The 15,461-nt window shown below is 41.9% G+C and carries 14 protein-coding genes; all 14 read right to left on the reverse strand.

The window, feature by feature from the left end:
- On the reverse strand, window positions 1-758 hold a 758-nt coding region (locus E7204_RS02690; RefSeq protein WP_295181305.1), incomplete at its 3' end, for a MiaB/RimO family radical SAM methylthiotransferase.
- A gap of 142 nt (window positions 759-900) precedes the next feature.
- Window positions 901-1,644: an RsmE family RNA methyltransferase gene (locus tag E7204_RS02695; protein ID WP_295181307.1), complete on the reverse strand. Its 744-nt coding sequence runs from the start codon at window positions 1,642-1,644 to the stop codon at window positions 901-903.
- Between the two features lie 270 nt (window positions 1,645-1,914).
- Window positions 1,915-2,766 carry a 50S ribosomal protein L11 methyltransferase gene (locus tag E7204_RS02700; RefSeq protein WP_295181309.1) on the reverse strand — a complete coding sequence of 284 codons (852 nt, stop codon included), beginning with the start codon at window positions 2,764-2,766 and terminating at the stop codon, window positions 1,915-1,917.
- A 41-nt stretch (window positions 2,767-2,807) separates the two neighbouring features.
- Window positions 2,808-3,986 (reverse strand): molecular chaperone DnaJ, encoded by a 1,179-nt coding sequence (dnaJ, locus tag E7204_RS02705; protein ID WP_021842079.1) that lies wholly within the window; start codon window positions 3,984-3,986, stop codon window positions 2,808-2,810.
- A gap of 18 nt (window positions 3,987-4,004) precedes the next feature.
- Window positions 4,005-5,858, reverse strand: coding sequence for a molecular chaperone DnaK (gene dnaK / locus E7204_RS02710; RefSeq protein WP_021842078.1), 1,854 nt, complete (start codon window positions 5,856-5,858; stop codon window positions 4,005-4,007).
- A gap of 117 nt (window positions 5,859-5,975) precedes the next feature.
- A complete protein-coding gene (grpE, locus tag E7204_RS02715) occupies window positions 5,976-6,560 on the reverse strand; it encodes a nucleotide exchange factor GrpE (RefSeq protein ID WP_295181312.1) in 585 nt (194 codons plus the stop codon).
- 31 nt (window positions 6,561-6,591) lie between these two features.
- Entirely contained in the window at window positions 6,592-7,614 is a 1,023-nt protein-coding gene (gene hrcA, locus E7204_RS02720) for a heat-inducible transcriptional repressor HrcA (protein ID WP_295181314.1), read from the reverse strand.
- 351 nt (window positions 7,615-7,965) lie between these two features.
- A complete protein-coding gene (locus tag E7204_RS02725) occupies window positions 7,966-9,897 on the reverse strand; it encodes an oligopeptide transporter, OPT family (RefSeq protein WP_295181316.1) in 1,932 nt (643 codons plus the stop codon).
- 395 nt (window positions 9,898-10,292) lie between these two features.
- Window positions 10,293-10,943, reverse strand: coding sequence for a TrkA family potassium uptake protein (locus tag E7204_RS02730; protein WP_295181319.1), 651 nt, complete (start codon window positions 10,941-10,943; stop codon window positions 10,293-10,295).
- A gap of 133 nt (window positions 10,944-11,076) precedes the next feature.
- The gene (locus E7204_RS02735; RefSeq protein ID WP_295181321.1) at window positions 11,077-12,384 is read right to left on the reverse strand and encodes a potassium transporter TrkG; all 1,308 of its coding nucleotides are present in this window, start codon (window positions 12,382-12,384) and stop codon (window positions 11,077-11,079) included.
- 305 nt (window positions 12,385-12,689) lie between these two features.
- Window positions 12,690-13,313 carry a nitrite reductase gene (locus E7204_RS02740; protein WP_295181323.1) on the reverse strand — a complete coding sequence of 208 codons (624 nt, stop codon included), beginning with the start codon at window positions 13,311-13,313 and terminating at the stop codon, window positions 12,690-12,692.
- A gap of 250 nt (window positions 13,314-13,563) precedes the next feature.
- Window positions 13,564-14,289, reverse strand: a complete 726-nt coding sequence (locus tag E7204_RS02745; protein ID WP_295181324.1) for a hypothetical protein — start codon at window positions 14,287-14,289, stop codon at window positions 13,564-13,566.
- A gap of 18 nt (window positions 14,290-14,307) precedes the next feature.
- Window positions 14,308-14,532, reverse strand: a complete 225-nt coding sequence (locus tag E7204_RS02750) for a DUF6290 family protein (RefSeq protein WP_295181326.1) — start codon at window positions 14,530-14,532, stop codon at window positions 14,308-14,310.
- 167 nt (window positions 14,533-14,699) lie between these two features.
- Window positions 14,700-15,284, reverse strand: coding sequence for a hypothetical protein (locus tag E7204_RS02755; protein ID WP_295181328.1), 585 nt, complete (start codon window positions 15,282-15,284; stop codon window positions 14,700-14,702).
- Window positions 15,285-15,461 lie beyond the last annotated feature (177 nt).

A 15,461-nucleotide genomic window follows, 5' to 3' on the forward strand; every position in this document is an offset into this window, starting at 1 on the left:
AGTTTGATTTTTTGGCAAGTTAAATCTACTAATTCTTCCGATACTTCCACCGATTCAATGGAGCCTAAACGGATTCGATCTAAGCCCGGAATTTCCAATAATGCTTTTACAACGCTGGCCAAATTAGGCTTTTCAGGAAGCTCGATACCGTAATTGCCGAGGTGAATCCCGGTCAACACGATTTCATGGTAACCATGTTCTACCAAGCGTTTCGCTTCTTTTACAATATCTTCGACGCGACGGGATTTTAATTTACCGCGGGTATACGGAATGATGCAGAATGTACAGTAGTTGTTGCAACCTTCCTGGATTTTCATGAAAGCGCGGGCCTTATCGATTTCATTACCGTACAGTGGCATTTCTTCAAAGGTAGCCTGCTCCATGATATTGCGAACGATGCTGATCTGTTTTTCCGTTGATTCCAGCTGTTCCACGAGCTCAACTACGCGATGACGATTATTCGTACCTATAACGAGATTTACGCCGTCAATGGCGGCAATAGCTTCCGGCGCGAGCTGGGCATAACAACCGGTTACGATGATATACGCGTCTTCATTGGTGCGTTTAGCCTTACGAATCAACTGACGGGATTTACGTTCCCCCATGTTCGTAACGGAACAAGTATTAATGACATAAATGTCTGCTTTTTCATCAAAATCTACCGGTGTGTAGCCACCTTGTATAAATAAACCACGCATGGCGTCCGTATCATACTGATTAACACGGCAACCTAAGGTAGTGAATGCTACTGTTTTCATATCTTTTTGCTCATTCTCCTATCTATTATGCTAAAAAAGTCCATACTTAGAACCTCTCTAGTAAAATTAAAATATATTAGTCCGCACTTTGAACATCTTCAGGCCCAATCCGGATTATATTCAGTCCCAATTTAGAATCTATTTAGTCCATATTTAGTGCATATTGCAACATGCTTACAGCGCCTACGGCAGCCGTTTCGGCACGTAAAATAGTATCTCCCAACGTTACCACACGGGCACTGGCTGACTCGAACTGCGTCATTTCATCATTGCTTAAGCCGCCTTCCGGGCCGATAAAAATAACGACACGTTGAATTGGCTTTTGGGACTCTTCCTCATTCAAGGCTGTTTTTAAAGTCAAACTATGCTCGTTTTCATAAGCTACCAACAGCAAACTACCGGCCGCTTGTTCCTTAGCTATGACATCCGCCAAAGAAAGGTCAGCTACAAATTCAGGCAGCTTAAACCGACCACATTGTTGGGATGCTTCCTTCATAATTTTCTCCCAGCGTTGTACTTTTTGTGGCAATTTGTCCATTTTATATTGTACTACACAATTTCGCATGGGCACAGCATAGACTGTATGAACGTTGAGCTCGGTTGTTTTTTGCAAAACCCATTCCAATTTATCGGCTTTTAAAAAGCCTTGTACGAGCACCACTTCAACTTCGCCGGCTAAATCGTCTTGAATATCGCCGATGAGTTCAGCTTTGGCTTCCCCATCAACAACTTCCAATAATTTATACACAGCCGTCTTACCGTCACTGCCGCCAATCATAACGGGCTTTTCCATTTTATGACGAAAAACCGTTATTAAGTGATGTGTTGTGTCTTTTGGTATGGTTATCAGCGTGTCTAAGGGCGCATCGATAAAAATTTTCTTCATAAGCTGTGCCTTTCATTGGTAATATATACGCTAATTTATCGCACTAATTGATTTAGTTTAAAGTCGATTACAAAAATTATTAGAGTGAATTTCAAGTTAAAATATCATAATCAACCTAATCATAATATATCAGGACGACAGACAATTCAAGCATCATCTAAATAATTCTATGTATTATTATATCATAAAAAGAGTAATTTTCCGGATGTACTCGTCATTGAAGTACGTAATATTTATGGAAAATTACTCTTTATGTTTACTGCTATTTTATTATGACTGCTTCAAAGCCAACGTGTGCCATGACCCTTTAACCAGTTCTTCCACAATTTGCCAATGTTCTTTGATATACGGCATGATTTCATCGTACCGGTCATCTATGAGACCACTGATGATTAAAACACCGTCTGAGGCTAATTTAGTGCTTATAGTGGGCAATAAAATCTTTAGTGGGTCTACCGTAAGGTTGGCCATGATTAAATCTGCTTTACCGTCAAAATCCTTTGCCAAATCGCCGCAGATTATCTTGGACTTTATCTTATTCGTTTCACAATTAAGCTTAGCCTGTTCAGCCGCATTTTCATCAATATCAATGCCGATTAAATGAGGAATACCCAGCGTATGAGCTACTAAAAGTAATATACCCGTGCCGGTGCCGATATCAAGACAGGTTTCCTTATTTTGACCGTATTTGGCCATGAGTTCCGCACAAGCCTTGGTTGTTTCGTGCGCCCCTGTACCAAAGGATAAATCGGAGTCAATGGTGAGTACCGTTTCATCCCCTTTTGGAGTATACTCTTTCCACGCCGGACGAATCACTACATTCGGCAAAATCTCCGTCGGCTCAATATATTGCTGCCAATTATTGTACCAATCATTGTCGGTTACTTCTTTCGCATAGAGATGCTTATAGTTGAACTGTGCCGTCTTAAGCGCATGACCAATTAAGTCTTCCCACTCTTTTGGTGTTTTTTCAGCATCACCATACAGAGTTAACTGCACCCAGGCAGGTTCATCAGGTACGTCTTCTTCAATAAAACCGTTGCTGCTGAATGTATCAAAAAGAGTAGTCACCTCTTCAATGACTACTCTTTCGATGGCAACGGATATTTCTATCCATTTCATTATATACCTCCGGTCCCGAACAAAAAGTTCAGGCGAGCTTTTCAATCACCGCATAAGGCATCTTTGAATTTATCACCGATTTTTTCCAAAATGCTCTTGCTCTCTTTTAACACGGTTACATCTTCTTTGCCTTCTTTGGCAAATTGTACCAAGAGTTCACGCTGTTTCTGATTTAACTTCTTAGGTGTTACAACGGTTACGCGAACATGTTGGTCACCGCGCTGGCTTGGGTTACGTAAGTACGGAATCCCCTTGCCTTTTAAGCGGAAGATAGTACCGGTCTGAGTGCCTTCAGGAATCTTGAGTTCCACTTTACCGTCCAAGGTGTTAACCATAATTGTCGCACCGATAGCAGCTTGCGCAAAGGAAATTTTAGCTTCACTTACTACTTCGTTGCCTTGACGTTCGAACTCACGACTTGGTCGTACGTAAATGTATACGTACAAGTCGCCTTTAGGACCGCCCTTAATGCCCGGTTCCCCTTCGTTAGCTACGCGCAAGCGGGAACCGCTGTCAACGCCGGCCGGAATTTTGATTTCAATCTTCTTACGGCCCACGGTTTCACCACTGCCGTGACAAACTTTACAAGGTTTTTCAATCTTTTTACCGGAACCGTGACATACGGAACAGGTACGCGCGGAACGCATTTGACCAAATGGTGTATTTTGTACCACTGTTTCCTGACCGCTGCCGTGACAACGCGGACAAGTTTCTACCTTGCTGCCCGGTTCACCGCCGGTGCCGTGACAATGATTACATTCTTCATGACGTTGTACGTCAATGGTCATTTTACGACCGAAAGCGGCATCTTCAAAACTGATTTCCACATCATGACGAAGATCGTCACCTTTTTGCGGACCGTTATTCTGTTGACCGCCACCGCCAAAGAACATATCAAAGATATCTCCAAAGCCGCCGGCCTGGCCGCCAAACCCACCAAAACCGCCTTGACCGCCAAAGCCGCCGAAACCACCGGCCCCGGCGCCGCCACCTTGGGTAAAGGCGTCGTGACCGTATTGGTCATATTGGGCACGTTTGGTTTCATCAGACAATACTTCGTAGGCTTCGTTAGCTTCTTTAAACTTTTCTTCTGCCTCTTTCGGATTGTCGCGGTTTACGTCAGGATGGTATTGGCGCGCTTTTTTTCTAAACGCTTTTTTTATTTCGTCTTGCGAGGCATTTTTATCGACCCCTAAGACGTCATAATAATCCTTCGCCATCAGTTACTTACCGTCCTCTTAGTCTTTTTTATCGTCTTTTACTTCAGTGTATTCAGCATCAACTACATCGTCATTCTGCTGTGCGCCGCCTTGAGCACCTTGAGCGCCCTGAGCATCGCCGGCAGTCTGCTGAGCAGCCTGAGCTTGTTCATACATCTTAGTGGACAATTCGTACAATGGTTTAGTCAATTCTTCGCTCTTAGCTTTGATGTCTTCTACATTACCGGATTCGATAGCGGCTTTCAAAGCATCTTTAGCTTTAGTAACTTGTTCAAGTGTTGCTGCATCGGCTTTACCTTCAAAGTCTTTAACAGCTTTTTCAGCTTGGTATACTAAGGAATCGGCGTTGTTTTTAACTTCAATTTCTTCTTTTTTAGCTTTATCTTCAGCTGCATGTGCTTCCGCTTCTTTAACCATGCGGTCGATTTCGTCCTGTTGTAAACCGCCGGAAGAAGTAATGGTAATAGCCTGTTCTTTGCCGGTGCCCATATCTTTAGCTTTTACGTTAACGATACCGTTGGCATCGATGTTGAATGTAACTTCGATTTTAGGTACCCCACGTGGAGCTGCCGGAATACCGGTCAATTCAAAACGACCAAGCGTTTTGTTATCAGCCGCGAAGTCACGTTCACCTTGTAATACGTGAATATCTACTGCCGGTTGGTTATCAGCCGCTGTGGAGAATACCTGGCTCTTAGATGTAGGAATCGTAGTGTTACGATCGATAATGCGTGTGAAAACACCACCCAAAGTTTCGATACCGAGGGACAATGGAGTTACGTCGAGAAGTAATACGTCTTTAACTTCACCAACAAGTACACCGCCCTGGATAGCAGCACCAACGGCTACACATTCGTCAGGGTTAACGTTTTTGGTAGGTTCTTTGCCAAGAACGCGTTTGATAGCTTCTTGAACAGCCGGAATACGGGAAGAACCGCCAACGAGTAAGATTTTATCGATTTCGCCTACGCTGAGGCCGGAGTCAGCCAACGCTTTACGAGTAGGTTCGATAGTAGCTTCTACTAAGTCGTGAGTTAATTCTTCGAATTTGGCACGAGTCAAAGTCAAGTCCAAGTGTTTAGGGCCGGTAGCATCAGCTGTAATAAATGGTAAGTTGATGTTCGTGCTCATAACGCCGGACAATTCGATTTTAGCTTTTTCAGCCGCTTCTTTTAAGCGTTGGTCAGCCATTTTGTCCTGAGATAAGTCGATACCGGTGTCTTTTTTGAATTCTGCAATCATCCAGTCCATGATGCGTTGGTCGAAGTCATCGCCACCCAAGTGGTTGTTACCGCTGGTAGCTTTTACTTCGAATACGCCGTCACCGAGTTCAAGGATGGATACGTCGAAGGTACCACCGCCAAGGTCGAATACGAGAACTTTACCTTCTTCGTCTTTATCTACACCGTAAGCCAAAGCAGCTGCTGTTGGTTCGTTGATGATACGAAGAACGTCAAGACCCGCGATAGCACCGGCATCTTTAGTAGCCTGACGTTGGCTGTCGGTGAAGTAAGCAGGTACCGTAATTACGGCCTGAGTTACTGTTTCACCAAGATATGCTTCTGCATCGGCTTTCAATTTCTGAAGAATCATAGCAGAAATTTCTTGCGGCGTGTACTGTTTGTCGTCAATTTTTACTTTGTAGTCACTACCCATGTGACGTTTAATGGAAGAAATCGTTTTTTCTGGATTGGATACAGCCTGACGTTTAGCCAACTGACCTACCAAACGTTCACCATTTTTTGCAAAACCTACTACGGAAGGTGTTAAACGGGAACCTTCCTGATTTGTAACAACGACCGGTTCGCCGCCTTCCATTACAGCGACTACAGAGTTTGTTGTACCTAAGTCAATACCAATTACTTTTGCCATTTTAAATGACCTCCTATTTTTATCTTATGCCATCTATTGTCATGTTAATTTCAAATGTAAGCTGCGACCTGAATCACTCACTTGGAGTGCATCCAATGTCGCACGTCTTAGGCGAAATTAATCATTATGTACTACTTTAACCATGGCTGGACGCACCGTTTTACCATCTACGGTATAACCGGTTTGCAATACTTCGCAAACTGTGTCGTCTTCATATTCATCAGACGGCACACGCATGATTGCTTGATGATAATTCGGATCGAACGGTTTGCCTACAGCATCAATGACCGCTAAGCCATGTTTGCTAAGCATAGCCATCAAGTTTTGATGAATCATTACAAAACCGTCGAGGAATGCTTTTGTTTCGGCATTAGTCGGTGCCTGTAAAGCTCGTTCAAAATTATCCAACACGGAGAATAAATCTTTCATTACATCCGCTTTTACAAAACCTGCTAATTGATCTTTTTCCTGCAACGTGCGTCGCTTGAAATTATCAAAGTCGGCTTGCAAACGAACAAATCTTTTTTCCGCTTCCGCCAATGCTTCTTTTACTGCATCCACTTCGGCCGTTACTGTCTCACCTGCTGCTTTTGCTTCAGTAGCAGCTACGTCTTCAGCGCTTTCTACCGTCACGTCAGGTTCGCCGGCAACGTTCATTTCATCAGTTACTGTTTCCTGTGTAAAGTCTTCAGTCTGTTTCATCTCGTCTGCTCCCATCGTGAGTATCACCTCATTACTTTCTATTTTTATTTTCCGCTAATGCACGCATAAAATCTTGCATATACGATAAAATACCAATGATTCGGCCATACTCCATACGAGTAGGTCCTAATATAGCCAATGTACCGATTCGTTCATCATTATTGCCGAAATCAGCTTGGATAACGCTTAAGTCTTTAAGCGGTTCCGCCTTGTTTTCAGAACCGATGGTAATACCGATACCGTTCTTCTTTGACGTCGCCAAGAGCTGATTCAGTTGATCTTGTTCTTCCAACATCGACAGAATCGGCTGTACTTTCTTAATGTCTTTAAATTCCGGTTGTTCCAAAAGTTCGGTAGTACCGACCGAATAGAACAGCTTACGTTTGGCAATCGCTCGATATAAAGTTTCTGCCAAAATAAGAAGTACCGCTCGCAGCCCCTCAATAAGTTGAACTGTCGCTTCCAAGTTCTGCATGGTCATGCTCGACAAGCGAACATCTTTAAGGACATTGGTAAAACGAATCGCCAAAGAAGCTAACACATCATCGCTGACGGCCTCTTTAAAATACATCGGTTCGTTATCCAAAGCGCCCTGGTCGGTTACAACAACCATGATGGCTCGGTTCTCACCAATCGGCAATACATGAATGAATTTTAAGACCGACGTATCATGGGCCGGTGCCAAAAATAAACTCATGTTATGGCTGATTTGCGAAATCAGTTTGGCTACATTTAAGAAGAAATCTTCAAAGTTAGCTGGTTTCTCTTGCCATATTTTATTGATTTTTTCTGCATCTTCGCGCTCTGTGCTGTTCGAATGCAACATCGCGTCTACATAGAATCGGTAGCCCTTAGCTGATGGGATACGCCCCGCTGATGTGTGAGGCTGTTCCAAAAAGCCAAGATCTTCCAAATCGGCCATTTCGTTGCGGACCGTGGCCGGGCTGACGCCCAAATTATAATTCTTCGCCAGAGTCCTCGAACCAACCGGTTCAGCCGACTTTATGTAGTCTTGTATGATAGCGTGTAAGATGCGTTGTTTACGTTCATCCATATTCACACCTCATTGTTAGCACTCATTAACATCGAGTGCTAATCACAGCTATAATGTTATCATAAAACGTCAAAATGTCAAGCAAATATTTCATACAGATTTCGTAAAAACTCGCTTATTTACTGTTTAGTCAAAAAATCAAAGGGCCTTTAAAGATCATTGACCTTTAAAAGCCCTTATGTAAAACTTTTTAAATTAACTTATAAATTGCCGGTTATTTTACAAAAAGACTCATCATCGCTCACATCGGCAGCAATTAATTAGCTGCTCGTTTACGATGACTCATCACTTCGGCGACAATTAATTTGCACCTCGTTGACGATGCAGCATCGCCCGCTAGTTCCATACCAATTAGTTGGCCGCGCGTTTACGAGTGGCAATTTTATAAATCATTACGCACAAGGCAAGGTAAATCACGATGCCAAGGTAGGTTGCTTCCGGTGTTTTTTCCCAAGCATCCAAGAACCAATCAACACCGGCAATTTTAAGCACCGCACTGATCAAGGAGCCGATAGCACCGCCGGCTACGAAACCGGATGCTACAGTACCGCCTTCAGCTACGCGAGCTTCGCTTTCAGCTTCGTCTTTGCTGCTGCGTTTAACCAAGTAAGAAATGAAACCGCCCACTAAGATTGGCGTATTGATTTCCATTGGTAAGTAGGCACCAAGGGCAAAGGCCAATGGCGGAACACCAATCATCCAGAGCAATACGGCAAAAATAGCACCGAGAATATATAATTCCCATTGAGCACTGCCGCCGGTCATCAACGGTTCAACAATTGCGGCCATAGCATTAGCTTGTGGCGCATTTAAAGCACCGTCGCCTACGAAACCGTATGCATTATTAAGCAAGATTAAAACGCCTACACATACGATACCGGCGATGACAACGCCTACTAATTGCCATAACTGCATTTTGGCAGGTGTAGCACCGGTTAAGTGCGCTACTTTCAACTCGGACATGAAGTTACCCGCTACACCGATGGTTGTGGCCAAGAAGGCAGCCATCATTAAGATAGCGATGATACCGGTAGTACCGCCCATACCAACGCTGGTCATAATAACGGCACTGATTAAAATCATGAAAATTGTCATGCCCGATACCGGTTCATTACCGGTAAAGGCGATGGAACTGATACCTACTACAGACAATAAGAAGGATAAAATCAAAACAATAAAGAACGCCAAAACGGTTTGTAGGAGTGTTTCAGCATAATAAATATGGAAGAAAATCGAGAATAAAACCGTTGTTAATAAAATACCTAAGCCCAATACGGAAGAAGGTAAATCAATCTGTGTGCGCAATACGTTAACTGTCGTAGTTTTGCTGCGGCTGAACATATCAACAATAGCGCGTTTCATAATTTTGCTTACCACATTGGACATGGTCAATAAGCCGATAACACCGGCCATGGCAAGCATACCGATACCGATGTGACGAACATAGGTCTTAAATACATCACCTGTGGATGCATCGGCAAGTAAGATTTCTTTGCCCCCTACCATCATGATATGATCGCCACCGATGAAGAAGAACAACGGAACCATTACGAACCAGGCAAAGAAGGAACCGGCGGCAATAATAGAGCCGTAACGAATCCCGGTAAAGTAACCTAAACCCAATAAAGCAATGTCACTGTCTAAGGATAAGTGCATTTTGCTGTTCTGTTGGAAAACTTGGCCCCAACGGAATGTGGTAGTGGAGAAAACTTCGCGCCACCAACCAAGGGAGTTTAATACAAAGTCGTAGCCTAAGCCCAATAAACCGCTAAGCGCCATGAGTTTAGCCTTGCCGCCGTCATTACTGCTCAATACTTCAGCAGCAGCACGACCGCTTGGGAACGGATACGCGTGATGCATTTCTTCACAGAAATATTGACGGAAGAATACGCAAAGGAATACCCCCAATAAACCGCCTAAGACGATAGGAACAATCATTTGGAAAACCGATACAGTATGAATATCAAGAATAAAAAGAGCCGGTAAAATGAACATTACCCCTGCCAGTACGTTAGTACCGGAGCTGGCAATGGCCTGAATGTGAACGGTTTCCGGGAAAGCATTTTTACGTTTGAATAAAACGGCCATCCCCATGGATAAAATGGATACCGGTGCAAACGCATCAACGGTCTGGCCGATTTTTAAGCATAAATAGCCAACGGCCAAGGCAAATAACGCGGCAAAGAAGAGCCCCCAGAAAATAACATAACTGTTAATTTCCTCATAATTTTTGGTTGGATCCATAATCGGACGAACCTCATTGTGATGCTCATTTGATGCCATAAAATCATCTCCTTAGATAAAAAACAGAAATACAAAAGTGAAAAATTAAAGATAATTAAAAGATTTACCTAAGGAAATTTCGTTAGCTGCCTACAATCAACCAAGAATCCCACCTGCTCCGAACTGATTCTTATCGAGTCCACTACATAAAAACTTTGCTCTTTCACTATTACACAACTAAAGGGGCTCTCCACACCGTGGATGCCCCTTTTTTCTCTACTTGAATTATATGTTTAATGTTACTCTTTGTCAACGAGTAGTGTACATAGCATGCATAATCAGTATATTGCCCCTCCAAAAAGATAGCATTACTAACTTTAGTCATATCTCATTTTCTGATTATTTTTGAGAAAATCCAATATACTTCAAATACCCGGCAAAACAAACACCAAAAATTATTGACTCAGCTTAGTAATATCTTCATTACGACCGATAACAATCAACATGTCATCGTCCTGTAACGGATTATTCGGGTTTGGCGGCGCAATTACGTTTTTATCCCGTTTGACTGCCACAATATTTACATTATATTTCTTACGAATATCCAACTCGGTTAAGGTGTGGCCAATCATGAATGGTGGAATTCCCATTTCCACGAGGCCGATATCTTGGGATAACTGGAAGTAATCCACAATATTTTCACGAGTCAGCATTTGAGCCACTCGTTCGGCCATATCCATTTCCGGGAAAATGATCAAATCGGCCCCCACCTTCTCCAGTAATTTACTTTCCATCTCCGTAGATGCTTTCGCCACAATGTACGGTGCGTGCAATTCCTTGAGAACCATGGCAGACAGCAACTTAGCTTTTAAGTTGTCCCCGATGGCAATAACAACTACATCCAGTTCCTGCAAATTCAACTGCCGAATCGTATCTTCATCGCTGAAATCGGCCACAATACTATGCGTCAAATAAGGAGCCAGTTTTTGCACTAAACTTTCTTCAATATCAATGCCGACGACTTCATGCCCTAAGGCAGATACCTGTTTTGCCAAGGTGCCACCAAAACGGCCAAGACCTATAATACCGATTGTTTTACGCTTCATTTATTCTACCTCTATTTTTTGAAAATACTTTCACTTAATAGTTAATGCTTTCTCTATTATTTCGTTTGTAAAAAAATCACCTAATAATTAATGCGCCCGCTATCTGCCAACAACGAATTAACCACATCATTCGTTATAACAATACATTGTCTTCCGGATAGTAAGCCGTAGTCGTGGCACGACGTTTTAAGAAAAAGGCGCCAATCAAAGTAAGCACACCGATACGGCCTGTATACATCACGATAATCAGCGTCAGCTTACTAACGGTTGATAGTTCCGGCGTAATCCCGATGGTAAGGCCTACCGTGGCAAAGGCGGAGGTTACTTCAAATAATAAATCCAAGAACGGAAATGATTCTACACCGGCCAAGACCAAAGTAGCCAACACAACTAGCACAGATGAAAAGAATACAATGCCCACGGCCTTATAAATAACACTCTGACTCAGGCTGCGTTCAAATATCTCCACACGACGCGTATTCGTAAATAAGGATCGTGATGTAGCCCATAATACCGCCATGGTGCTGATTTTAATACCGCCACCGGTCGAGTTTGGCCCGGCCCCGATAAACATGAGTACCACCGTAATAAAAACCGTAATGGGATGTAAATCTGCGTAATTCAACGTCGGAATACCGGCCGTACGCGGTGTAATAGCCTGGAATAGAGCACCTTGAAATTTAGTGGCTAACGGTAGATTTGCCAGAGTTTGGTGCCATTCCAAACCTAAAATGCTGAACGTCCCCAACACAACAAGAATCAATTCCCCCATAAGCATAACTTTCGTGTGCAAGGTAAGCTGAGCAAAACCGCGTTTACGATTATTCCAAATATCGAAGGACGCCATGTAACCAAAGCCACCAATAAGGATAAGGCTGCAAGTGGTAAGGGTAAATCCCCAATCACCCACCATTTTATACGGTAAGTTATTGTCAAAAAACACGAAACCGGCATTACAAAAGGTGGAAATAGCTTGGTAAAACCCGTAATAGATGGCGCTATAGCCTAAATAGGGATATAAATCCAGCGTATAAGCGATGCCGCCCAGGAATTCAAAGCCGAATGTAAGAATGGCAATTTGTTTTAACACGGTCTGTACGGAAATATTATCCTGCCCGATATCTTCTTGTAGCAGCAGTTTATTTTCTAAACCTACACGACGCCGCAATACAATAAATATAAAGGTGGTAAACGTCATGGTCCCCAATCCGCCGATTTGTATGAGTAAAACCATAATGGTCTGCCCAAAGAGGCTCCAATGTTGAAAAGTGTCTACCGTCGTAAGTCCTGTAACGGACACACAGGAAACGGCTACAAAAAGCGCGTCTATAAACGGTGTCCTGCTACCGTCTAAAGTGGCCCACGGCAAAGTGAGCAAATAGCCGCCAAATAACATGAGTACGGCGAAGCTTAAGGCTAATAAGCGTTGCGGATTCGTCATGAGCGAATTCCTTATTTTTTCTCGCCAAGTTAACGGTCGACGTGTAAAATTCGGTCCTAATATCATAATGTCCTCGAATCACCGACTGTAAAAAGTTGTTTACCTATTAAAAACAATTTTGAGGGCCGGCTTTATGCTTGTAAAAACTAATAGCTAAAACGCTATTTTTCATATCCATATTATACATCAATCGTATTATAAAAAGAAAAACTCTTTTAAGTGAAATAATGATTCCATCTTAAAAGAGTTTATAAATTTATTGTTATATAATATAAATCATGCCTATTTCAAAGGTCGGTTTATTTTTACTCAGCATCTGCCTCCGACATCGCTTCGGCGTTTTCAAAAGGATTACCCAAACGGGCTAACATATGATCAAACTTTTCCTTCGGCATAGCATTGTCTTTATACCATTGCAATAAAAATTCGATTTTATCCTGTGCTTCTTCCGGTGTTAATTTTTTGGCCAAAACTTCGCCCCCCTTAGGACGATTACCGCTTTTACCGCCGGCCACCAATACATACCCATCCGGTAAACCGTATAAGCCGATATCCTTAATCATCGGTTCCGCACAGCAACGGGGACAACCACTGATACCGATGCGGAGTTTATTCGGCATATCTTCACCAAAGTGATGTTCATCAATATATTTAGCTACCGGAATCGTCTGCATAAAGGCATGGGAACAGCCGTCCGTCCCGCGGCAAGCCGTAACCGAGTTAACAGCAGCATGTTTAACCTGCTGCACCCCTTCCGGCAACTGCTCTAAAATAGCTGCCTTATCTTCTTTGGTAATATCATAAATCTGAATACCGGTAGCTACGATGCGGAAATTTCCCTTATATTTATCAGCCAAATCAATAATGGCATGTAATTGGTCGCGTGAAAACTCACTGAATAAAGAATGTAAAATAACGGATGTTTTCATGTGTACTCCTCAGTCATTTGATTAACAATAAACTCATATTGTTGTATCCTTGATTGATACAAACGATGCTGTATCGACAAGCCTTACCTCATATGCCGTTACATGTAATGTCTCTTCTATTTGTATCATATTACTATTTTATCGAGTTGTGACATATATCACCAAATAACTAAAAGTTATGATTAAACTGACTAAAAAATTTTAAAAAAATCCCGGTTCAATTAAACCGGGAGTAAGTCGTAAAAAAGCATTAAACCGAACTCTTAGAGCCTTCCACTTCCATAGCTTCGTCATCTGTCGCATGTACATCGGAATCAGCATTATAAGCCGTCTTACCGGTGGCACTTTGAACTTTGTCTTTAAAATTATCCACATCACCCAATTTTTTAAGACCACTGTTATCCAAGCCTGATTCACCGGCTTCAATAATAGCGGTTACCACATCGGTAGCATCCACCGTATCTTTAGCGGCTTCCGTTTGCAATAAGGCAAGATTATTTTGTAAAAAACGTCGCCATACGTATTCTACGCTGGCTGTTGTATAAAGAAGAAAATAAAAATATGTGGCTGCCGAAGCCCCCATATAAAGAACGTAAATATTAATACCGTTATAGGTGTCTGCCAACTGCCCCGCCTGCATTTCCTGCATCAAAAGAACCATAATGAGCATGGCTATAATCCCCAAAACAATGGCTATCGTCAAGGCTACGCCATACAAAATAAAAAGAAAGGCACTATTGGATACATGGGTGTCGGGAAAACGTTTCGTCAGTCCTTTAGTATATAAATTGCGGCATAAGAGCCCTGCAATAGTAATAACCGCAAACAATACGACACCGGAAACGAGGTAGAATCTGTCACCCGTTACATAGCCGTAAATACCTTTACTCACTAAGAATACGGCACATAAACTGAGTAAATCAAAAACAATGCCGGCAAAACAGGCACGCCAGCCAAAATTCACGTAGTCTTTCATAGTCCAATCTTCCTAACTTTATAACTCTAACATATTCCATACTTTTTCAGAAGAAAAGTTTTCCTCTTTACTCGTTAGTTCTTTAGCATTTAAGATACGAGCTTCATCTAGCTCTAGTGTTCCTTCTATTTTATCTAATAAAAGTCCCACAATAAATGAAGATAATTCAAGATTATTCTGTTTTATATAATCTTGAATTAATCTATATTCTTCATCAGTTACATGAAAGGATATTGTTTTCATAGTACTTCCTCCTATCTCATGTAATTATATTTAACATTAGTAAAAGCATACCACGAATGTATAACCATGACAAGTTATACAATTATGAAGAAAATTCCTTAGTAAAACATAAAAGATATTATTATTTTGTCATACAAAAAAAGACCCCGAAGGGTCTTTTATATGATTTACTGTTTAATTTCCTTTATAAAATTACCTTGCGCATCAAAGCGTAATATATATTTTTCGTTAGTGCCGTTTATTTTTATGTCAGCTTCAAAAACACTTCGATTAACACGGTAATTATACCAAATAACTTCTTCTACTGTGCCGCCTTCAATACTCTTAGCCTTTTCTTCGGCCGCTTTATAGATATCAGTCACTTTATTAAAATCAATACTGTTTAAATCTCCCAGATTTTCTTCTAATTTACCGGGACCGATTAATTCGAGAGGTTTCGGATCAGACCATTTTCCGTCCTTATAATCATAACGAACAACCTGATTCGTTGTGCCCGGTTTTTGCACATCAATTCTGCCGGTCATGCCGGTTTCCTTATGATACATCAGATAAATATCGTCCATTGCTTTCAAATCATGGCCCTTCAACTCCGGCCTATTCTTCAGGTCATCCATAATCTTATTGGCTAAACCCTGATCGGTAAATACATTGGCGTTCTTGTCGCCACCAATTAAATTATCGATTGGATTACTACAGCCACCTACAATAATGCCAAACACTAAAACTACTAACATTAACACTAACTTTCTCATGTTCTTGCCTCCCCAGTTCAGTAAGAATATAAAAAATAATGATATAAAACCACTTTCATTATTTTATCACATTAATCAATAATTCAATAATGCCTAAACTGCAATGGGTAACAAAAACAAAAAAACCGCACCTCTGTGCGGTTTCTAATGTGGTGGAGATAAGCGGGATCGAACCGC

It is taken from the genome of Veillonella sp. (assembly GCF_015058545.1).
Lineage (GTDB): Bacteria > Bacillota > Negativicutes > Veillonellales > Veillonellaceae > Veillonella_A.

Bases quoted from the DNA above. Each gene is read 5' to 3' on its own strand.
- E7204_RS02750 (WP_295181326.1), bottom strand. From the start codon at position 14,532: ATGAAAACAATATCCTTTCATGTAACTGATGAAGAATATAGATTAATT.
- grpE (WP_295181312.1), bottom strand. From the start codon at position 6,560: ATGAAACAGACTGAAGACTTTACACAGGAAACAGTAACTGATGAAATG.
- E7204_RS02695 (WP_295181307.1), bottom strand. From the start codon at position 1,644: ATGAAGAAAATTTTTATCGATGCGCCCTTAGACACGCTGATAACCATA.
- E7204_RS02755 (WP_295181328.1), bottom strand. From the start codon at position 15,284: ATGAGAAAGTTAGTGTTAATGTTAGTAGTTTTAGTGTTTGGCATTATT.
- E7204_RS02730 (WP_295181319.1), bottom strand. From the start codon at position 10,943: ATGAAGCGTAAAACAATCGGTATTATAGGTCTTGGCCGTTTTGGTGGC.
- E7204_RS02735 (WP_295181321.1), bottom strand. From the start codon at position 12,384: ATGACGAATCCGCAACGCTTATTAGCCTTAAGCTTCGCCGTACTCATG.
- E7204_RS02745 (WP_295181324.1), bottom strand. From the start codon at position 14,289: ATGAAAGACTACGTGAATTTTGGCTGGCGTGCCTGTTTTGCCGGCATT.
- dnaJ (WP_021842079.1), bottom strand. From the start codon at position 3,986: ATGGCGAAGGATTATTATGACGTCTTAGGGGTCGATAAAAATGCCTCG.
- E7204_RS02725 (WP_295181316.1), bottom strand. From the start codon at position 9,897: ATGGCATCAAATGAGCATCACAATGAGGTTCGTCCGATTATGGATCCA.
- dnaK (WP_021842078.1), bottom strand. From the start codon at position 5,858: ATGGCAAAAGTAATTGGTATTGACTTAGGTACAACAAACTCTGTAGTC.
- E7204_RS02700 (WP_295181309.1), bottom strand. From the start codon at position 2,766: ATGAAATGGATAGAAATATCCGTTGCCATCGAAAGAGTAGTCATTGAA.
- E7204_RS02740 (WP_295181323.1), bottom strand. From the start codon at position 13,313: ATGAAAACATCCGTTATTTTACATTCTTTATTCAGTGAGTTTTCACGC.
- hrcA (WP_295181314.1), bottom strand. From the start codon at position 7,614: ATGGATGAACGTAAACAACGCATCTTACACGCTATCATACAAGACTAC.